The organism is Ferruginibacter sp. (assembly GCF_031430955.1).
Classification (GTDB): Bacteria; Bacteroidota; Bacteroidia; order Chitinophagales; family Chitinophagaceae; genus Ferruginibacter.
Genome location: NZ_JANPCM010000085.1, coordinates 12,750 through 33,409, shown reverse-complemented (window position 1 = coordinate 33,409; position 20,660 = coordinate 12,750). Strand labels below are relative to the sequence as shown.

Below are 20,660 nucleotides of genomic sequence, written 5' to 3'. Positions count from 1 at the left end.
GAAAGTATAATAAGGTAGAGGGGATAAATAAGAAATAATAAAGCCACAACAATAGAATCGTAATGGTCGTTATCAAAAGCTGCGTTTTGTACATAAATTTTAACTGGAAAGTACAATGGAACATGCAGCAGCCATCCAATTATGGAAGGAATAAACAGTAATATTTTTTTCAATAATGATTGTGGTACATAAAATCTTTTGTGCAGTTCTTCTTTATTTGATTTATTTATTTCAAAAACAAAGGGTTGTAATTGTTGCAAAAGTTTAGTATTAAACGATTGGATACTTTTGCCATGCCCGTTACTGCTTTCAATATTATTTTTGGTAATCAACTCTCCAAAAAACAATTGTATATTTTTACCCATTTTTCTAAAAGAACTGTAATTAATACCAACCGGCAAAACTTGTAAAGGAATGCCCTCTTCCCAACTGCTGATGGCTAATCTTGCCGTTCCTTTCATTAAGGGCCGTAAATGCCATTCGTTAATGCATCTTCCTTCGCTAAAAATTAATACAATACCATTTTGCTTAAATATTTCTTTGCACTGGTCAAATGTTTTGTAATTCTCATCCATATTTTCTACTCCTTCACTAACCCTGTACACCGGAAACATTTTAAACAGGAATAAAATTTTAGCAAAAAATTTATTCTTAAAGGCATCGCCTCTGGCAAGGGAGTATACTGTACCATCAAATAAAGTACATAATATTATAGCATCTAAAAACGAGTTTGGATGATTAACTGCAAGAAGTAATGGCCCTTTGTGTTTTAAGAGTTCTTTTTTATTAATCGCTATATTTCTGCAATAAATGGGTAAGGCCAGCCTTGCAATAATTTTTACAAATGAATAAAGCAATTTTAATTAGTTTGAACAGGGAAGATAAATATAAATCAAATAAAAAAGGCAAGTGTGGAGTTGCGGAGGTCTTTTTCAGTATCAATATCATTTAGTACAGGTAATTGATGAAAGTTGATTTGGAGGGATGTGGCATCTTTAATTGTATCAGCAAAAACGGTTTCAGTACTCCATGATTTATTAATAAAAAGTTCCGGTATCAATTTATTCAGACCCAACAGATAATAACCACCATCTGTTACTGGGCCAATAACAATATCAGCAGTATTAAGTTTTTCGAATGCCCTTTCTATAATATTGCTGTTTAGCTCATAACAATCACTTCCTATTATGCAAACTTTTGTAAAGTCAGCCTCAAACAATTCCTGAAAAGCTATTTGCATTCTTTGGCCTAAATTATTACCCTGCTGCAATTTTTTTTCAAAACCATTCCAAATATCATCTTCATTTATGTAGTCGGCATAGTAAACAAATTTAGTAACTGATATATCTTTAGTACTTGTATGGGTATGCTGTAATAAATGTTTACACACCTGCAATGCTTTTTCCTCACCAATAGTTGCTGCCAATCTTGTTTTTACCTTTGATAAAACTGGATTGCGAACGAATATTATTAGACCTGATTTCATTTTATTAGGTTACTGCACCTCCGCAACTGCTGCCTGCACCCGCCGTGCAACCAAAGCAATGCTGGTTAACTACGATAGAACGGTTTTGTAATGCAGTACTGTTGTATTGTGCAATATGTTTACTGCTGCAATCCACTTTTAATTCCAGCATCTGGTTAAAATCGCAATCGTAAATAAATCCATCCCAACCAATAGAAAGTGTATTGCGGCACATTACATTACTTGCTGCCACGGGGTTAAATGCAGCAATCAATTTTTCCATATACTTTTCGTAATTGCCGCTTTGCAACAAATAATCTAAATAACGGCTGATGGGTAAATTAGTAATGGCAAAAAGCGCATTGAAAGAAATATTAAAATCTTTTTTTAATGCGGTTTTAAATTCTTTTTCTAACGCCGTTTGCGATGGTGGTAAAAAAGCGCCTGCCGGATTATATACCAAATTTAAGATAAGGCCGCTGCCTTCCATACCATACCCAACTGCATTAAGCATTTGTAAGGCTGTAATACTGTCTTCAAAAACTCCATCGCCCCTTTGCTTATCTGTTCTGTCGGCAGTATAAAAAGGTAGAGAAGAAACTACTTCAATATTATGCAATTTAAAAAATTCGGGCAGATCGTAATATTTTTTATTGGCACGGATGATGGTAAGATTGCACCGTACAATTATTTTTATTTGAGGATTAGCTTTTTTTATTTCGGTTACAAAAAACCTAAAATCAGGATTCATTTCGGGTGCACCCCCTGTTAGATCAACTGTGGTAAATGAAGGATTATTTTTTATTACTTCAACACATTGCAGCATTGTTTCCCTGGTCATTATTTCTTTACGGTCGGGCCCGGCATCTACATGACAATGTTTGCAAACCTGGTTACACATTTTGCCTACGTTAATTTGAAAAACTTCTAATGCTGTTGGCAGCAAAGGATACAATCCAATGGCTTCCAATTTTTGTTGAAATGGAATTAGCCTGAATGCATCATCATGATTTACGCCATGCTCTAATATTTCTATTTGCTCATGTGCATCTGCAAGAATGTTATGTTGTGCTTTTAATGATTTCATTTTGCCCCTGACTCCGCCAGCTGGCGGAGAACATAATTTTAAAGTTTATAATTTATTTTTTATTCCGTTTATCAATCGCTGAGATAAAAGTTCAATAAGGATTTGCTGTACAAGAGTGTCTCGCCTTAGGCCAGACCAATGAAGTTAAATAGTAATTCAAAAGACCGGCTCAAAAGTCTTGTACCAATAAAATTAATAGCTGTTACTAAAAAAATTATACAGTAGCAATCTTAGTTCTCCGCCAGCTGGCGGAGACAGGGGCTACATCGCAATCTCCTTTACTTTATTCATCATTTGCACGCCATGCACCAATGCAGCGCCACCTTTTATGGCTGCGGCAATGTGTACAGCTTCCATCATCTGTGCTTCGCTGTAACCTTTTTCGTAGGCATCACTGCTGTAAGCATCAATGCAGTAAGGGCATTGTACGGCATGTGCAACGGCTAAGGCGATCAGCGATTTTTCTTTTGCAGTTAATGCACTATCGGCAAAGGCTGCACCGTACCAGGCAAAAAATTTATCTGCCAAATCTTTTTGGTATTCGCCGATGTTACCAAATTTTGCAAGGTCAGCTGCATTGTAATAATGGTCGCTCATAATTTACAGTTTATAATTTTCTAAATATAGTGTCCAGTCGTAAGGTTTAAATTCAATTGATGGCGAAACTTTTTCAGGAACAATATTTAATGACTTAACCATACTGATCATTTTTTTCTTTCCGCTAAAATCCCTTCTAAACCATCCCATAATTGCAGGAAGATATAATTTATTTTCTGCTGCATTATAAGTTGCCTCGCCGGTTAAATATGCTTTTGTAGCTATGTCTAATTGTTGGTTAATATTTTCAGCGTTATAAAATGCAATAGGCGGGCAACTTTTAGCGCCGCAGTTTAAGGCAAAATGTATGCGCTTATCTAAATGGCGTACCCGTAAAGCCTTTTCTGTTTTATTAGGAAATAATTTATTAAAATAGCCCAGGCTCCATTTTATTTTACTTTTCCTTAAAATACCATGTTCTATTACATCAAGGCTGAATGTTTTACCGGCAACAATAATATTTTTTGCAGAAAAAAATTCGCCCCTGTCTTTATAAAGATCAGGATTTTTATGCAGCGATGAATTTACATAACCATTGTAAAGATTTATCCAAAAGGCTTTTTTTTCTTCATCGCCACTAATATTTTTTTTCAACTCATCAAATGATAAATTTTTAAGCTGATCGATAAATGCTGTAACGTCCTCATTTAATTTGGCGGCATACATAAAATCCTGCGAAAGTTTTATCAATACATTTTTACTTGCAGTATAGGCAGGCATTTTGGTATCAGTTTTTATTTCTGCTTTAGTTTCACTTTTAACTTCAACAGTTTTTGTTACCATCATATTTTTTCCATCCTCAATAAACTTTTGCAGCATGGCTTCTGTAAGGTCTGCAGCATTGGTAATTGAAATTACTTTTAAATTTTTATCCAGCACCACCGTGTAAGGATAAGATGGTGGCTGAAAAGCATTTGTAAAAATATTGCCTTCATCCACAACAAGGGGTAAGGCAAAAGGTTTTCGGCTGCTGATAAATTTATTTAATTTATCCTCTGCTTCGTTTGATACTAAAAAAATATTTACATCTGCAGCAAATTTATTTTTAAAACTGGTAAGTTCAGGTAAAACCTTAATACAAGGCACACACCAGGTACCAAAAAAATCTATAATGGTTATATTGCCTTTTAAATTTTTAAGAGAAGAAGAGGGTGTAGTATAATTGAGAATTTTTTTTGCCTGCAGATCACCCACAGCATCGCCGGTTTTGTAACCGTTTTGGGCAAAGCTGTTTATTGATAAAAAAATAAATATTGCAGAAAGAAATTTCATATATAAATGTAAAACAGTTTAAAACCAATTTACGTACATTCACCCAATAAAGATTTAGTTATGGAGTATTCTTTAAAAATGATAAAAGAATGTGCGGCATTTTTACATAGTAAGGGTATGGAAAAACCTTTAGCAGGCATTGTATTAGGCACAGGTCTGAGTGCGTTGATACATAAAATTGATATAAAAATTACAATACCCTATAATGAAATACCTGATTTTCCGGAAGCAACGGTAGAGTTTCATAAAGGAAATTTAATTTATGGGTTGTTGAATAATGTGCCGGTAATTGCCATGCAGGGCAGATTTCATTATTACGAGGGGTACAGTATGCAGCAGGTAACTTTTCCGGTAAGAGTAATGAAAGAATTAGGGGTACAATATTTACTATTGAGTAATGCAGCAGGGGGTATGAATGCTGCTTACAAAAAAGGCGATCTGGTTTTATTGACCGATCATATTAATGAGCAACCCGAAAATCCTTTACGTGGATTGAATGATGCCGCTTTTGGAAATCGTTTTGTAGATATGAGTTGCCCGTACAACAAAGATTTGAACAATAAAATTTTAACTGCTGCAAAAAAATTATCTATACCAGTTAAAGAAGGTATTTATGTTGCTGTTGCAGGGCCCAATTTAGAAACCAGAGCAGAGTACAGGCATTTAAGAAATATGGGTGCCGATATGGTGGGCATGAGTACTGTGCCCGAAGTAATTGTTGCCAATCATGTGGGTTTGCCCTGTGCTGCAATAAGTGTAATAACTGACGAATGCGACCCAGATAATTTGCAACCTGTTGATATTGGAGAAATAATTGCAGTAGCTGGTAAAGCTGATGCAAAGTTGAGTGAACTGTTTGCAGAAGTTATTGGAGGGCTGCGGTAAGTGGTCAATTGTGAATGGTCAATTGTGAATGGTCAATTGTGAATGGTCAATTGTGAATGGTCAATTGTGAATGGTCAATTGCGAATGGTGAATGATCAATGGTGAATAATGAAATATTGGTGCATTGCTAATTGCCTATTGACCATTGCCCATTCACCCCCTTAATTCAATTGCGGATCAATCGGAAAATTCACCATCATTTCATAATCGCCGCCCAAATGTATCAGGCTGCTTTTCCATACTTCGGTATCTTTTGTATGGAACACTAAATTTTTTGTAGCGTCAACTGTTAACCAACTTTTTTCTTTCATTTCATCATTCAGTTGCCCATCGCTCCAGCCACTGTAACCAATAAAAAATTTTATTTTTTTTGGGTCAAGACTTTTATTTTTTATTAAAGCAGTAACAGTGTCAAAATTGCCACCCCAATAAATACCATCACTAATTTCAAAAGCTTCGGGTATTAAATCGGGGTATTGGTGTACAAAGTGAATAGTATCTGTTTGCACCGGGCCGCCATAAAAAACCGGTAAGGGAAAGCCATCAAAATTATTAAGTAGTTCATCAAGGGTTTGTTCAATTTTTTTATTCAGCACAAAACCAAAACTGCCTTCTTCTTTATGATCGCACAACAGTACTACCGTTCTTAAAAAATTGGGATCTTTTAAAAACGGGTCTGCAATTAATAATATGCCGGGCCCTGGGTCAATCATATTCCTAAAATAAGATTTAATTGCAAATTACAAAAGAGAAAAGTAAAATTTATTGAAGATATTTAGGTGTCAGGCCACTACGGATAAGCTTTTATCGTACTCATAGGCCGCTAAAAATATTGTTTATAAATTAAAGAGATTTATAGCGGCCAGATGAGTACGGTCAGATGTAGAAAAAAACTAAACCTTCGTTAAATTTACAGTTTGGCAGTTTTACCATATTTTACACCCTCTAACTGATATACTTTTGCATAGATGAAAAGAATTTTCCCTATTATAACCATACTGATTTTTTTATCGCTGCTGGGGCTGATTTTTTTTCAGTTTCTCTGGATAAAAAGTGCAAGGGATGCCAAGGATAAGCAGGTGGAGGAAAATATTATCCACGCTTTGGAAATAGCTGGCGAAACATTATCTCAGGGTAAAAATACCATTATACCTTTTGCCAACAGGAACGATATGCTTTTTCCAGGTGACAGGTTACAATATTTTAAATCATCAGTAATACAAAGATTTTCAAAAGAAGAGATATCAGAGATTATACGAAATGCATTTAACCAAAAAAATCTTAAGCATTATCCTTTTGAATTTGCCATTACCGAAAACTCCATAAGCGGAAGGCAATTACTTACCGATAATTATTATAAACTTTATGTTGACTCTGCCAATAACATAAACCATGTAATTGCGTTACAACCACCCAGCGGCAGCAACTACGAAAATTTGGTGAATGAAGAATTGCTTTGTGTAATTATACCCAACCAAAAAAATATCATCTGGAAAGAAATGTACTGGTTTATAATTGGTGCTATTTTGTTTACTTTAATTATTACCACCGCTTTTTTTATTACTATAAGAACATTGCTGAAACAAAAAAAATTAAGTGAAATAAAATCTGATTTTATTAATAACATGACGCATGAATTTAAAACACCGCTGGCTACTATTTCGCTGGCAGTAGATGCGTTAAAAAATGATAAGGTAAAAGGCAACGAAGAAAAAACCAATTACTTTACCCATATAATTAAAGAAGAAAACAAACGCATGAACAAGCAGGTGGAAACCATACTGCAGGCGGCTTTGCTGGATAAGCAGGAAGTACAATTAAATCTTAAAAAATCCTCGGCACACGATTTAATTACCAGTGCATTAAATAATATTACATTACAGGTAGAAGAAAAACAGGGTACACTTGATGTGAAGTTAAATGCAGAAAAAGATTTGATACTGGCCGATGAAGTACATTTTACCAATTTAATAAATAACCTTTTAGATAATGCGGTAAAATATTCCAAAGAAAATTTGCAGATAAAACTAACTACTGAAAATAGCGGTAATCAGCTAAAAATAAAAATAGAAGATAACGGCATTGGTATGAACAAAGAAACCGTAAACCGTATTTTTGAAAAATTTTACCGTGCCCATACGGGTAATATCCATAACGTAAAAGGCTTTGGCCTGGGGCTGAGTTATGTAAAAATTATGGTGCAGGCGCATCATGGAACTATTAAGGCAGATAGTGTGTTAGGGAAAGGAAGTACGTTTGTTATTAGTATGCCGCTGGCTGCGATATAATTTATCTTTTTGTAACAGGCATTACTAATTTTAATCCGCTCCACAAATCACTAATGGCGCAAATTTTTATATCAACTAAATTATTTTGCAGTGCAAATTTCTTATGTTATCTTCCTAAAATATCAAAATAATTACCCGGCGCATCTATCAGCAAAATTTTCACTTCGGGTTTAATGCCCAGGTTTTTTAAAAGTGGTGTACCTGAATATCCTGCAGTTGACATACCTAAAATTCTATTTTAAAATTGTGTTATCAACACCTATCCACATCAATTCACACCCAACGCACATTTAAATTCTTATAAAGCTCCCTCAAACCCAAGCCCTGTTTGCATATAATTCATGTGGATAAAAAACTTTATCTAAAAAATGATTGCGAAGTGGGAAAAAGTGTTATTTTGTGTAAGTTTCTGTTTAAGCAGGGCTAAATAATTGAAAATGATAGGTTTCCTCGGTGAATATGAAGCTACATTGGACTTAAAGGGTCGCTTTTTGCTGCCGGCTGGTTTTAAAAAACAGCTTACGCATAAGAGTGCCAACCAGTTTGTGCTTAACCGGGGGTTTGAAAAATGCCTTACGTTATACCCATTGCAAAGCTGGGAACCTATATTTTCTGAAATAAGCAAGCTGAACGATTTTGATCCTAAAGTTAGAGAATTTCGCCGCTATTTTTTAAACGGCGCCATTCAGTTAGAGCTGGATTCGGCAGGCAGATTATTGCTGCCCAAAAACCTTAGCGAACATGCAGGCCTGGAAAAAGATATTGTGCTGGTGAGTGCCGTAAACAAAATTGAGATCTGGGATAAAAGTAAGTATACACAGTTCTTTGAAACTTTTACACCGCAAAGCTTTAGCGATTTGGCTAACGAGGTGATGAATAAAACAAGTAATTAGGAATTTGTAATTAGTAAAATGGAATGAATAACGAAAAAGGTAACATACCAATTCCAAATTCCCAATTACCCAATTACCACACGCCCGTTTTACTAAACGAAGCCATGGAAGGATTGCAAATTAAAGCAGATGGTATTTATGTGGATGCCACATTTGGCGGCGGCGGACACAGCCTGGCTATTTTGCAACAGCTAAACCAAAATGGCAGGCTCTATGTTTTTGACCAGGATGCTGATGCAAAAAATAACTTGCCTGATGATGAACGGATAATTTTTATTCCGCAAAATTTCCGGCACCTGCAACGCTTTTTACGATTGCATAAAATTAGTAAGGTAGATGGTATTTTGGCAGATCTTGGCGTATCCAGTCACCAGTTTGATGAAGCAGCTAGAGGTTTTTCTATTCGCTTTGATGCTGCATTGGATATGCGAATGGACCAGCGTGAAAAAATTACTGCTGCCGATGTGCTGAAAAATTTTACAGAACAACAACTGCATAAAATGTTTGAGCAATATGGCGAAGTAACCAATTCGAAAACGCTTGCTAAAATAATTGTACAGCAAAGAGCTTTAGCACCTGTGCGTACCATTAATGAATTTAAACATGCTGTGCATACTGCGGTAAAAGGAAACCCTCAAAAATACTTTGCCCAGGTATTTCAGGCACTGCGTATTGAAGTGAACGATGAGTTAGGCGCATTAAAAGAATTATTACAACAAACCCCCACACTATTAAAGCCCGGCGGACGAGCAGTAATTATCACCTTTCATTCTTTGGAAGACAGGATAGTGAAAACATTTTTTCGTTACGGAAGTTTTTCCGAAACTGAAGCAGATAATGTGTATGGTATTAAACCCGAAAGCCCTTTTATCATCATTACAAAAAAACCAATTGTTGCTGCAGCGGCAGAACAAAAACAAAACCCCCGCAGCAGAAGTGCAAAGCTGAGGGTGGCCGAATTAAAATAAAAGTTTCAATAAAAAAATATAAAAAATTAATGCAGGAAGAAAAAAAAATAAATGAACCATCACTTACTCAAAAAATTGAGTGGAGGAGGTTGCTGAGTTATAAATGGGTAGTTAAAAATATCCCATTCTTTTTGTTTTTATCGGTACTGGCGGTATTGTACATCTATAACGGCCATTACGCAGATAAGTTAGTTAGAAAAATAAATGTAACAGAAAAGCACATCAAAGAATTAGAGTACGAATATAAAACAGTAAAGAGCGAAGTGATTTTTAGAAGTAAAGCAAGCGAACTGGCAAAAGCAGTAGAACCATTGGGGCTAAAAGAATTGGTGGCGCCGCCGGTGGTGTTATCACCACAGGAAGAAAAGAAAAAATAATTGCTGAAGTATAAAAATACGCTTAGATAAAAGTTCAATAACGGTATGCGGTACAAGTGAGTGACACAACGATGATGATTAGAGATCAAATGTTTGCTCAAAAAAAATAAAACATAATAATCCCCCTTTAGGGGATAGGGGATGGATATAAAAAAAGACATATTGTGGCGGGTGTATCTCTGTTTTTTAGGGATGATACTTTTAGGTGCAGTAGTGCTGGGCAGGGCATTTTATATTCAACGCATAGAAGGAAATTACTGGAAAGATTTAGGAAAAAATTTACACTTAAAATATTTACCCATTGATGCAGAAAGAGGAACTATTTACAGCGAAGATGGAAATATGCTGAGTACATCGGTGCCCATATTTGATGTGTTTGTTGATTTTGGTGCAGAAGGCCTGAGAGAAAAAAACGGTAAAAGATTTAAAGACAATATTGATTCTTTGAGTATAAGTCTTGCTAATCTTTTTAAAGATAAAAATGCTGCAGCTTATAAAAAATTATTGCAGCAGGCTTATAAAAAAGAAGACCGGTATTTTATTTTGAAGAAGAAAATTTCATTTGCTGAGTATAAGGAGTTAAGAGATTTTCCATTGGTAAGACAGGGCAGAAATAAAAGCGGTTTCATCTTTGATACAAGAGACAAAAGAATTAACCCTTATGTTTTGCTTGCCAACAGAACTATTGGTTTATCAAGAGAAGACAGTACAAAAAATGTTGGGTTAGAAAGAAGTTATGACAGTTTACTTAAAGGTGCATCGGGCCAGCGTTTAGCAAGGTACATCGCCGGAGCATACATTCCGGTGAATGATGCGGAACTGGTTGAACCGGAAAGAGGAAAAGATATCATCACCACTTTAGATACTTACATGCAGGACGTAACAGAAAATGCTTTAATGAAAATGATGGTAGGTAATAACTCCCTGCATGGTACTGCTATTGTAATGGAAACCGCAACCGGTAAAATAAAAGCAATTGCCAATTTAGGCAAACAAACCGATGGCAGTTATGCCGAAGATTTAAATTATGGTATTGGTAAAGCAACAGAGCCCGGTTCTATTTTTAAACTGGCTACATTAATGAGTTTGCTGGATGATAAATATGTAACTATAAAATCAAACGTTGATTGTGAAAGAGGTGTAAAAGAATTTTATGGGCTACGCATTCACGATACTCATCCTAATGGTGTGATGACGGTTAAAGAAGCATTTGCTGCCAGCAGCAACGTGGCATTTGCAAAAATGGCCGATCAATATTATCATTCACAACCATCAAAATTTATCGATCATCTTCATAAATACAGGCTAGATGTTATGACCGGTGTGGATATTGATGCCGCCTCTGCAAAAACAACTATAAAAAAACCAACTAACAGAAGTTGGGCCAACACAACTATTCCTTTTATGGCGCATGGCTACGAAGAATTGGTAACACCATTACATATGCTGATGTTGTACAACGCAGTTGCCAACAATGGAAAAATGATGAAACCATATTTGGTAAATGCAGTAAGGGATTATGGCGTGGATGTAAAAACTATGGAACCAAAAGTTTTGGTTGATAAAATTTGCAGCGAAGAAACTTTATCACAATTAAAAGAATGTTTAAGAGCAGTAGTAGATAGTGTACATGGCACAGGGCATAAAGTTTTATCGGATAATACTTATGGCATTGCAGGCAAAACCGGAACTGCAGTAACGGCATTAAATAATAAAGGATACAACAAAGGCAATAAAATTTACCAGGCATCTTTTATAGGATATTTTCCTTCAAACGATCCTAAATATACAATGGCTGTAGTTATACAAAACAGTAATGAATCTAAATTAGTTTATGGTGCCGATGTATCGGGTACGGTGTTTAAAGAAATAAGCGACAGAATTTATGGCCGCTATTTAAGCAACAAACAATTTGCAGCACCTGCAAATACTGATACTGCTCAATATAATTTTTTTGGAATGAAAAAAGAACTGGTATCTGTTTTTGGATTTTTAAAAATGCCGTTTAGCGATTCTGCAGTTAATGGCGATTTTAGAAAATCGAGTATGAAAAATAATTTTTCTTTTTTAAATACATCGTGGAGTTCAACAGTATCATCCGCTTCTGTAACCCCCAACGTTGTGGGAATGGGATTGAAAGATGCAGTGTATTTATTAGAAAATTCAGGATTAAAAGTTACCACAGCCGGAAGAGGGAGAGTGGTGAATCAATCAATAACAGCAGCAACAAATTTTAAAAAAGGTCAAACCATTTCTTTAGTATTAAATTGATTTTACAGGACATACTATATAAAGTTGCTATCAGCTCAGTAAAGGGTAATACCAATATTGATGTAACCAGTTTGCAGATTGATTCAAGAAAGACCAGCAAAGGTTGTTGCTTTATTGCTGTAAAAGGAACTGCTGCAGATGGCCATGCATTTATTGAAAAAGCAACAGAAAATGGTGCATCAGTAATTGTGTGTGAAGTTTTGCCTGCAGTTTTAAAAGAAGATATTACTTACATAGAAGTGGAGGACAGTGCAGCAGCAGCTGGTTTAATGAGCCACAATTTTTATGGCGAACCTTCTGCAAAAATAAAATTGGTTGGCGTAACAGGTACTAATGGCAAAACCACAATTGCTACATTATTATTCAAATTATTTTCCGGCTTAAATTATAAATGTGGTTTAATAAGTACAGTGCAAAATCAAATTGCAGATACAATTATTCCTGCAACACATACCACACCCGATGCCATAAGTTTAAATGCCTTATTAAAACAAATGGTGGATGAAGGTTGCGAATATGTTTTTATTGAAGTGAGCAGCCATGCCATACACCAGCACCGCATTACAGGTTTGCAATTTACAGGTGCATTGTTCAGTAACATTACCCACGACCACTTAGATTATCATAAAACATTTGATGAATACATCCGTGTAAAAAAAATGTGGTTCGATAATTTAAGTTCAGCAGCATTTGCAATAAGCAACGCCGATGATAAAAGAGGGACAGTGATGCTGCAAAATACTGTTGCTAAAAAATATTATTACAGCCTTAAAACAATGGCTGATTTTAAAGGGAAGATTTTAGATAACAGTTTAACAGGTTTGCATCTTACTATAAATGATATAGAAGTACATTTTAGATTGATAGGAGAATTTAATGCATATAATTTATTAGCGGTGTATGGCGCAGCAATTTGTTTGGGTAAAGAAAAAAATGAAGTGCTGCAAATACTCAGCAGCCTTGATGGTGCAGAAGGCCGATTTGATTATACAATAAGTAAGAATGAAAAATTAATTGGTATTGTAGATTATGCCCATACGCCTGATGCTTTATTAAATGTACTGGCAACAATAAAAAAATTACGTAAAGGAATTGAGCAGGTAATAACCGTAGTGGGCTGCGGTGGCGACAGGGATAAAACAAAAAGACCTGTAATGGCAGAAGTGGCTTGTGAGTACAGCGATAAAGTAATTCTTACTTCCGATAATCCACGAAGTGAAGACCCGTTGGAAATTTTAAAAGATATGGAAGCGGGCGTAAAAATATCAGCAAAAAAAAAAGTTATTGCAATTGCAGATAGAAGAGAAGCTATTAAAACAGCCATAAGCCTGGCACAAAAAGAAGATATTGTTTTAATAGCAGGCAAAGGGCATGAGAAGTACCAGGATATAAAAGGAGTGAAGTATGATTTTGATGATAAGAAAGTTTTGAATGAAATGTTTGAATTGTTAGAGAAATAGCATAATGTGCAAATGAAAAAATTTGCAAAAATAAAAGAGTAATAATAAATCAAGATTGTAAAAATCTAAAATTAGCACATTTGCATATTTGCAAATTGGCACATTAAAAAAATGTTGTATCACTTATTTGATTGGCTAAAATCAGAAGGCATTAAATTTTCCGGCAGCGAACTGTACAGGTTCCAGAGCTTCCGGGTAATGCTTGCCATGGTTTTAAGTCTCATCATTACAACAGTGTATGGAAAAAAATTAATCAGGTTCTTACAAAAAAAGCAATTAGGCGAAAGTGTAAGGGATTTAGGTTTGGCAGGTGAGCAGGCAAAAAAAGGCACGCCAACAATGGGTGGTATCATTATTATTCTGGCCATTTTAATTCCTACATTATTATTTGCCAATTTAGAAAAAGTGTATGTCCGCTTAATGTTGTTGTGTACTGTTTGGTTGGGCGCCATTGGTTTTATTGACGACTATTTAAAAATAAGAGCAAAAAGAATAGCACTGGCAAAAGGTGGAACTTATAAAAAAAGTGACAGTGATGGATTGGCTGGAAGGTTTAAAATTTTTGGTCAGGTAATGCTCGGCATAATTGTAGGCGCCACTTTATATTTTACGCCAAGTGTTACTGTGCAGCGTGAAGTGTATGGCAGTAATAAAGATGAAATAAGAAAAGAAATTGAAGGTATGAAAGGCGGCAGTAAATGGATCGGCGACAGTGTTATCATTCATATTACAGATGGTGTGCCGCATAAGTTTGTAAATGTAAAATCTACCATTACTACTATACCATTTGTAAAAAATCATGAGTTTAATTATGCAAAGCTTTTACCAAAAAGTTGGGAATCTGCAACCTATATTCTGTATATCATTATTGTAATATTTATAGTAACCGCAGTTAGCAATGGCGCCAATATTACTGACGGGCTGGATGGATTGGCAACAGGGGTAAGTGCTGTAATTGGTTTGGGGCTGGGCATTTTTGCTTATGTAAGTGGTAATACAAAATTTGCAGAGTACCTCAATATTATGTACATACCCAACATTGGCGAACTGTCCATTTTTATTGCGGCATTCGTTGGGGCATGCATTGGTTTTTTATGGTACAACAGTTACCCGGCACAGGTTTTTATGGGAGATACAGGCAGCCTTGCACTCGGTGGAATTATTGCAGCACTGGCCATAATTGTACGTAAAGAATTATTGATACCCATTTTTTGTTTCGTGTTTTTGGTAGAAAATTTAAGTGTGATGATACAGGTAACTTATTTTAAATACACCAAACGAAAGTATGGCGAGGGGCGCCGGGTATTTTTAATGAGCCCGTTGCATCATCATTATCAAAAATTGGGTTATCACGAAAGTAAAATAGCAGTTAGGTTTTGGATTGTAACAATATTAAGTATGATAGTAGCAATAGCAACATTAAAATTAAGATAATAAAAAGGCCCTGTGGCTGGGTTAATGCTTTGGTGAAAAACCGCAACCTGGAATTTGTCAGCAGTTGACATTCTATGTTTTTCAATTTTGAACAAACAATATCTGTGAAAAAACTTTGTACGACCAGTAGAACCCTATACCCGTTAAATTCTATGCTTTTGAAGAACCTTTTTATTTAAGTAAAAGCACAGAGTAAGTATTTGGTAAATTCTATGCTGTTGAAAAACCTTTTTTATTTCGTTTAAAACGAAATGTATAAACAACATTGTAAAATGATGAAGCGGTTAGTCATATTGGGTGCAGGCGAAAGCGGAATTGGCGCAGCTATTCTTGCCAGGCAGCAGGGCTATGATGTTTTTGTAAGTGATGGCGGAGCAATAAAAGATAATTACAGAACAGAATTATCAATTAACAAAATTGAATTTGAAGAAGCAACTCATACAGAAGAAAAAATTTTAAATGCAGATGAAGTGATGAAAAGCCCGGGCATACCGGAAAAAAACGAACTCGTAAAAAAGATAAGAACAAAAGGCATTGCCATCATCAGCGAAATAGAATTTGCTTACCGCTATAAAGGCAACAGTAAAATAATTGCTGTAACAGGCAGTAACGGAAAAACAACTACTACCGCATTAATTTATCACATCTGCAAACATGCAGGCAGTAATTGCGCCATGGTGGGCAACATTGGTTATTCGTTTGCAAAACAGGTTGCACTAGATCCTAAACCTTTATACATAGCCGAAATAAGTTCTTTTCAGTTAGATGATATAAAAACTTTCAGGCCTGATGTTGCGGTGTTAACCAACATCACCGAAGATCATTTAGACAGGTATGATTACAAAATAGAAAATTATATCAGCAGCAAATTTCGTATTGCAATGAATCAGCAGCCCGGAGATGTTTTTATTTATTCTCTCGATGATGCCACAACAAAAAAATATATCAGCAACTATCACATTAAATCAATACTAGCCCCATTTACCATGAGTAAACCACTGCCGCAGGGTGCATACCTGATGAACGCAAAAATGCATTTGAAATGGAAGAACGAAGAAATGCAAATGAGTATTGAAGACTTTGCTTTAAAAGGCAAACACAATCAGTATAACAGTATGGCCGCAAGTTTAGCAGCATCAGCGGTTGATATTCGAAAGGAAAATATAAGAGAGGCGTTACAAACTTTTGAAAGCTTAGAACACAGGATGGAACCTGTTGCATCAATAAAAAATGTAGAATTTATTAACGACAGTAAAGCTACAAATGTAAACAGTACCTGGTTTGCATTAGAGAGTATGGAAAAACCTGTGGTATTAATTTTAGGAGGTGTAGATAAAGGCAACGATTATTCCTTATTAAAAGAATTAGTTAAGGAAAAAGTAAAGGCTATTGTTTGTATGGGTGCTGATAACAGAAAAATTCATGAAGCATTTGGAGATATAATGCCACTGATTGTAAATGCCACCTCGGCCAAAGAAGCAACAGAAGCTGCATTTCATTTTGCGGCAAAAGGCGATGTGGTTTTATTAAGCCCTGCATGTGCAAGTTTTGATCTGTTTAAAAATTACGAAGACAGGGGCAATCAATTTAAAAAAGCGGTGAAGGAATTATAAAGGTCTGACGTCTCGTCTGACCTTGTTAAAAAAGCTGTAAAAAAATAAAAGTTGAAATGAATAATTATAAAGCAAAAATAAAAAATTAATAATCCTCCGCCAGCTGGCGGAGATAGGGGTATGGCAAGTTTAATAAACATAAAAGAATTATTTACGCCAAACATCAGTAACAATTTGGTTAGTAAAACCAAAGGCGATCGTGTTATTTGGGGTATCGTTGTTATTCTTACACTGGTAAGTTTATTAGTAGTGTACAGCAGTACTGGTTCATTGGCTTATAAATACAGTAAGAGCAACGAAAGTTATTTGTTTAAGCAATTTGCATTTATAATTATTGGGTTGTTGGTTATATATTTTGCACACCGGGTTAATTATACCATTTATGCAAGGGTGGCCAAAATCTTATTTTTAATTTCTATACCATTAATGTTTTATACAACTTTTTTTGGAGAAGAGATTAATAAGGGCAGCCGCTGGATAAAATTACCGGTAATTAACATGACTTTGCAAACATCCGATATGGCAAAGCTGGCGCTGTTCATGTATTTAAGCCTTCAGCTGAGCCGTAAACAAAATGTAATTAAAGATTTTAAAAAAGGTTTTTTACCGATCATTACGCCGGTCATAATTATCTGTGCACTTATTGCCCCGGCAAATTTATCTACTGCTTTGCTGGTGGGTGCAACAAGTTTTATGCTCATGTTTATTGGGCGGGCAAATACAAAACACATGTTGTTATCAATAGCCATTGCTTTGATACCGGTAATATTTTTATTTACACTTGCTGTTACTAATTATGATAAAGCAGCCAATAAAGCAAAAGAATTACCTGCAATTTTTGATGCAGGCCGTGTAAAAACATGGGTAAGCCGCATACAAACATTTGTGTACAGCAGTAAAAATGATGAAACAGAAAAAACCTACCAGATTAACCAGGCAAAAATTGCTATTGCTAATGGCGGATGGTTGGGAAGGGGCCCCGGCAACAGCGAAGCAAGAAATTTTTTACCGCATTCTTACAGCGATTTTATCTATGCAATAATTATTGAGGAGTATGGTTTTTTTGGCGCTGCATTTATGGTTTTTATTTACCTGTTGTTTTTATACCGTTGTATAAGATTGTATAGAAAATGCCCTTTTGCCTTTGGTGCATTTTTGGCGCTGGCATTAAGCTTCACATTAGTAATTCAGGCAATGGCAAATATGGGAGTGGCAGTAAATGCATTCCCTAATACAGGTGTTACGTTACCGTTAGTAAGTATGGGTGGCAGCAGTTTTTTGTTTACCTGTTTATCAATTGGTATTATTTTAAGTGTTGCAAGAAATGTGGAGCAGTTAGAGCCAGCCCCCGCAGCCCCCTCCGCCCCCTGAAGGGGGAATTATTGATGTAGAAGCTTGGAAGAGAGTTGATGTAGTATTTGTTTAAATGTTGAAAGCAGTAAAGGTATTGAGTTTAATAAATGAATGAAGAAAAAAATGATAGTAATAATCCAGATTTGCCTTTAGGGGGCAGAGGTATTATTATCGCAGGTGGCGGCACAGGCGGCCACATTTTTCCGGCAATAGCTATTGCTAATGCCATAAAAAAATTGCAGCCGCAAACAGCTTTTTTATTTATAGGTGCAAAAGGAAAAATGGAAATGGAAAAAGTACCGCAGGCAGGTTTTGAAATTAAAGGGTTGGATATAGCAGGGTTTAACAGAAGTTCTTTGATAAAAAATATTGGCTTACCATATAAACTGGTAAAAAGTTTTTTCCAGGTGCGGCAAATTTTTAATTCGTTTCATCCAACAGCAGTAATTGGCGTTGGCGGCTATTCAAGTTATCCTGTATTGCGTTATGCCCAGTCAAAAAAAATTAAAACTTTTATTCACGAGAGTAACTCATTTGCCGGCAAAAGCAACATACTGCTGGGTAAAAAAGCCATCCGCATTTTTACCGCCAGCGATGGAATGGAAAAATTTTTTCCCGGGAATAAAATAATGCAGACGGGTAACCCGGTAAGGGCCGCCATATCGCACAGCACTTTAACAAGAGCGGAAGGTATCAGTTATTTTGGATTAGATCCACAAAAAAAAACTATTCTTTCCATTGGCGGCAGCCTGGGTGCAAAAAGCATTAACGAGGCGATAGATAAACACATCGACGAGTTTGAAAAAAATGATTTACAACTTATTTGGCAAACAGGTAAACCTTATGCCGAAAAGGGAAAAGAAAGAGCTGAAGGTAAAAGCAATATTTGGGTAAACGATTTTATTACCCAAATGGAATATGCTTACGCTGCAGCAGATTTAATAATAAGCCGCAGCGGTGCTATGGCAATTGCAGAAATATGTGTATCGAAAAAACCGGCGGTATTTGTGCCATTTCCTTTTGCAGCGGAAGATCATCAAACGGCAAATGCACAAAGTTTAGTTAATATAAATGCTGGCATAATGGTAAAAGATAATGAGGCGTTAGATAAGTTGGTAACAGCAATTGTCAGTTTATCTAGAAGTGAAAATAAACAACATGAATTAATTACTAACATCAGCAAACTGGGCATTACTAATGCAGATGAAATTATTGCTAAAGAAATATTGAATTGTATTTAAAAAATCCAGCAGGGATTGTAACAGAATGAAAGATGTAAAAGAAATTGTAGACTCGATGAAGAACTCCCCTTCAGGGAACGGGGGCAGAATTTATTTAATTGGTATTGGAGGTATTGGTATGAGTGCGCTGGCAAGATACTTCAATGCTAAGAATGTTACAGTAAGTGGTTACGATAAAACAGAAACTGCTTTAACAAAGCAGTTGGCAGCAGAAGGAATAAGAGTGCATTACGAAGATAATATTGAGTTCATTGATACAGATGCACAATTAATAGTTTATACACCGGCGGTTCCAAAAGATCATGCAGAATTAAATTATTACCTGGCACATAATTACGCTGTTGTAAAACGCAGCGATGTGCTGGGTGCAATTACAGGCAGCTCTTTTAATATTTGTGTAGCAGGTACACATGGTAAAACAACAACCAGTGCAATGGTGGCACATATCTTACAACACAGCGGTTATGGTTGTAATGCTTTTCTTGGGGGCATTGCAGTTAACTACAACAGTAATTTTTGGCCAAGTGAAAAAAATGTTTGTGTGGTTGAAGCGGATGAATACGATAGGAGTTTTTTGAAATTAAGTCCGGATGTAGCGATAATAACAGCAATGGATGCCGACCATTTAGATATTTATGGCACAGCAGAAAATGTAGAGCAGGCATTTATTGATTTTAGTACAAAGCTAAAAGACGGCGGTTTGTTGCTGAGCAAATTTGGACTAAGCAGAACAGCTGCATTAAAAGCATCGCATCATTTAACGTATCATTTAAATGATGTAAAAGCAAATGTATGTGCTGCTAATATAAAAATGAGTAACGGCAGTTACCGGTTCGACATAATTTATAAAAACCCGGTTGCCATAACCTGGAAATTAAATGAGGTAGAATTGAACATGGGCGGCATGCACAATATTGAAAATATGATTGCAGCCATTGCAGTAGCGCATCATTTAAATATTGAAGACGAAAAAATAAAAGCTGCAGTAAGTTCTTTTAAAGGGGTAAAAAGGAGGTTTGAGTATATAGTTAAAAATGAAAAACAAATTTTTATTGATGACTATGCACATCATCCAGATGAATTGAAAGCATTATTAACCGGAGCAAAAAAATTATTTCCTGATAAAAAATGTACTATCATTTTTCAGCCACACCTGTTTAGCCGCACCAAAGATTTTGCAGATGGCTTTGCAGAAAGTTTAGACAGTGCAGATGAAATAATTCTTTTACCCATTTATCCGGCAAGAGAATTACCAATGGAAGGAGTGAACAGCGAAATGATTTTAAATAAAATGAAAAGTACCAATAAAAAAGTGTTGCATAAAACTGAAATTTTAGACTGGATTAAAAATAGTAAAACAGAATTACTGATAACTGCAGGAGCAGGAGATATAGATACAGTAGTAGAACCAATAAAAAAAATATTAACAAACAGTAATTAATAAAACATAATCTTC

18 protein-coding genes are annotated in these 20,660 nt (G+C 35.6%); 12 read left to right on the top strand and 6 right to left on the bottom strand.

Translation table 11 applies throughout. The annotated features are described in order from the left end of the window. The 5 genes from ACY65O_RS02485 to ACY65O_RS02465 all read right to left on the bottom strand — a co-directional run. The coding region (locus ACY65O_RS02485; RefSeq protein WP_462219273.1) for a 1-acyl-sn-glycerol-3-phosphate acyltransferase at positions 1–857 on the bottom strand (857 nt) is incomplete at its 3' end. Between the two features lie 35 nt (positions 858–892). Continuing rightward, positions 893–1,486 (bottom strand): TIGR04282 family arsenosugar biosynthesis glycosyltransferase, encoded by a 594-nt coding sequence (locus tag ACY65O_RS02480; RefSeq protein WP_462219272.1) that lies wholly within the window; start codon positions 1,484–1,486, stop codon positions 893–895. Between the two features lie 4 nt (positions 1,487–1,490). Further along, on the bottom strand, positions 1,491–2,552 hold the full coding sequence (gene arsS / locus ACY65O_RS02475; protein WP_462219271.1) for an arsenosugar biosynthesis radical SAM (seleno)protein ArsS: 1,062 nt from the start codon (positions 2,550–2,552) through the stop codon (positions 1,491–1,493). A gap of 261 nt (positions 2,553–2,813) precedes the next feature. Beyond that, a complete protein-coding gene (locus ACY65O_RS02470; RefSeq protein WP_462219270.1) occupies positions 2,814–3,149 on the bottom strand; it encodes an arsenosugar biosynthesis-associated peroxidase-like protein in 336 nt (111 codons plus the stop codon). 3 nt (positions 3,150–3,152) lie between these two features. Then, positions 3,153–4,421, bottom strand: coding sequence for a DUF547 domain-containing protein (locus ACY65O_RS02465; RefSeq protein WP_462219269.1), 1,269 nt, complete (start codon positions 4,419–4,421; stop codon positions 3,153–3,155). Positions 4,422–4,481: 60 nt separating this feature from the next. Here ACY65O_RS02465 and ACY65O_RS02460 point away from each other — a divergent pair, with 60 nt between their 5' ends. Then, on the top strand, positions 4,482–5,306 hold the full coding sequence (locus ACY65O_RS02460; protein WP_462219268.1) for a purine-nucleoside phosphorylase: 825 nt from the start codon (positions 4,482–4,484) through the stop codon (positions 5,304–5,306). A gap of 161 nt (positions 5,307–5,467) precedes the next feature. On the opposite strand, the gene ACY65O_RS02455 is transcribed toward ACY65O_RS02460, so the two are convergent. Then, positions 5,468–6,019: a YqgE/AlgH family protein gene (locus tag ACY65O_RS02455; RefSeq protein ID WP_462219267.1), complete on the bottom strand. Its 552-nt coding sequence runs from the start codon at positions 6,017–6,019 to the stop codon at positions 5,468–5,470. A 255-nt stretch (positions 6,020–6,274) separates the two neighbouring features. On the opposite strand from ACY65O_RS02455, the gene ACY65O_RS02450 reads away from it, so the two are divergent. The 11 genes from ACY65O_RS02450 to murC all read left to right on the top strand — a co-directional run bounded on the left by ACY65O_RS02450 (position 6,275) and on the right by murC (position 20,645). Continuing rightward, positions 6,275–7,594 (top strand): sensor histidine kinase, encoded by a 1,320-nt coding sequence (locus tag ACY65O_RS02450; RefSeq protein WP_462219266.1) that lies wholly within the window; start codon positions 6,275–6,277, stop codon positions 7,592–7,594. Between the two features lie 437 nt (positions 7,595–8,031). Next, on the top strand, positions 8,032–8,487 hold the full coding sequence (mraZ, locus tag ACY65O_RS02445; RefSeq protein ID WP_462219265.1) for a division/cell wall cluster transcriptional repressor MraZ: 456 nt from the start codon (positions 8,032–8,034) through the stop codon (positions 8,485–8,487). 23 nt (positions 8,488–8,510) lie between these two features. Further along, the gene (rsmH, locus tag ACY65O_RS02440; RefSeq protein ID WP_462219264.1) at positions 8,511–9,455 is read left to right on the top strand and encodes a 16S rRNA (cytosine(1402)-N(4))-methyltransferase RsmH; all 945 of its coding nucleotides are present in this window, start codon (positions 8,511–8,513) and stop codon (positions 9,453–9,455) included. A gap of 29 nt (positions 9,456–9,484) precedes the next feature. Then, positions 9,485–9,832, top strand: coding sequence for an FtsL-like putative cell division protein (locus ACY65O_RS02435; RefSeq protein WP_462219263.1), 348 nt, complete (start codon positions 9,485–9,487; stop codon positions 9,830–9,832). A 171-nt stretch (positions 9,833–10,003) separates the two neighbouring features. Further along, positions 10,004–12,103: a penicillin-binding protein gene (locus tag ACY65O_RS02430; RefSeq protein WP_462219262.1), complete on the top strand. Its 2,100-nt coding sequence runs from the start codon at positions 10,004–10,006 to the stop codon at positions 12,101–12,103. Then, entirely contained in the window at positions 12,100–13,563 is a 1,464-nt protein-coding gene (locus ACY65O_RS02425) for a UDP-N-acetylmuramoyl-L-alanyl-D-glutamate--2,6-diaminopimelate ligase (protein ID WP_462219261.1), read from the top strand. The genes ACY65O_RS02430 and ACY65O_RS02425 overlap by 4 nt, the downstream gene beginning before the upstream one ends. A 111-nt stretch (positions 13,564–13,674) precedes the next feature. Continuing rightward, positions 13,675–14,997 (top strand): phospho-N-acetylmuramoyl-pentapeptide-transferase, encoded by a 1,323-nt coding sequence (gene mraY, locus ACY65O_RS02420; RefSeq protein ID WP_462219260.1) that lies wholly within the window; start codon positions 13,675–13,677, stop codon positions 14,995–14,997. 272 nt (positions 14,998–15,269) lie between these two features. After that, a complete protein-coding gene (murD, locus tag ACY65O_RS02415; RefSeq protein WP_462219259.1) occupies positions 15,270–16,610 on the top strand; it encodes a UDP-N-acetylmuramoyl-L-alanine--D-glutamate ligase in 1,341 nt (446 codons plus the stop codon). Positions 16,611–16,730: 120 nt separating this feature from the next. Beyond that, positions 16,731–17,981 (top strand): FtsW/RodA/SpoVE family cell cycle protein, encoded by a 1,251-nt coding sequence (locus ACY65O_RS02410; RefSeq protein WP_462219258.1) that lies wholly within the window; start codon positions 16,731–16,733, stop codon positions 17,979–17,981. Between the two features lie 89 nt (positions 17,982–18,070). Further along, positions 18,071–19,204: an undecaprenyldiphospho-muramoylpentapeptide beta-N-acetylglucosaminyltransferase gene (murG, locus tag ACY65O_RS02405; protein WP_462219257.1), complete on the top strand. Its 1,134-nt coding sequence runs from the start codon at positions 18,071–18,073 to the stop codon at positions 19,202–19,204. Between the two features lie 25 nt (positions 19,205–19,229). Further along, complete coding sequence (gene murC, locus ACY65O_RS02400; protein WP_462219256.1) at positions 19,230–20,645, top strand: UDP-N-acetylmuramate--L-alanine ligase; 1,416 nt, start codon at positions 19,230–19,232, stop codon at positions 20,643–20,645. The last annotated feature ends 15 nt before the right edge of the window (positions 20,646–20,660 follow it).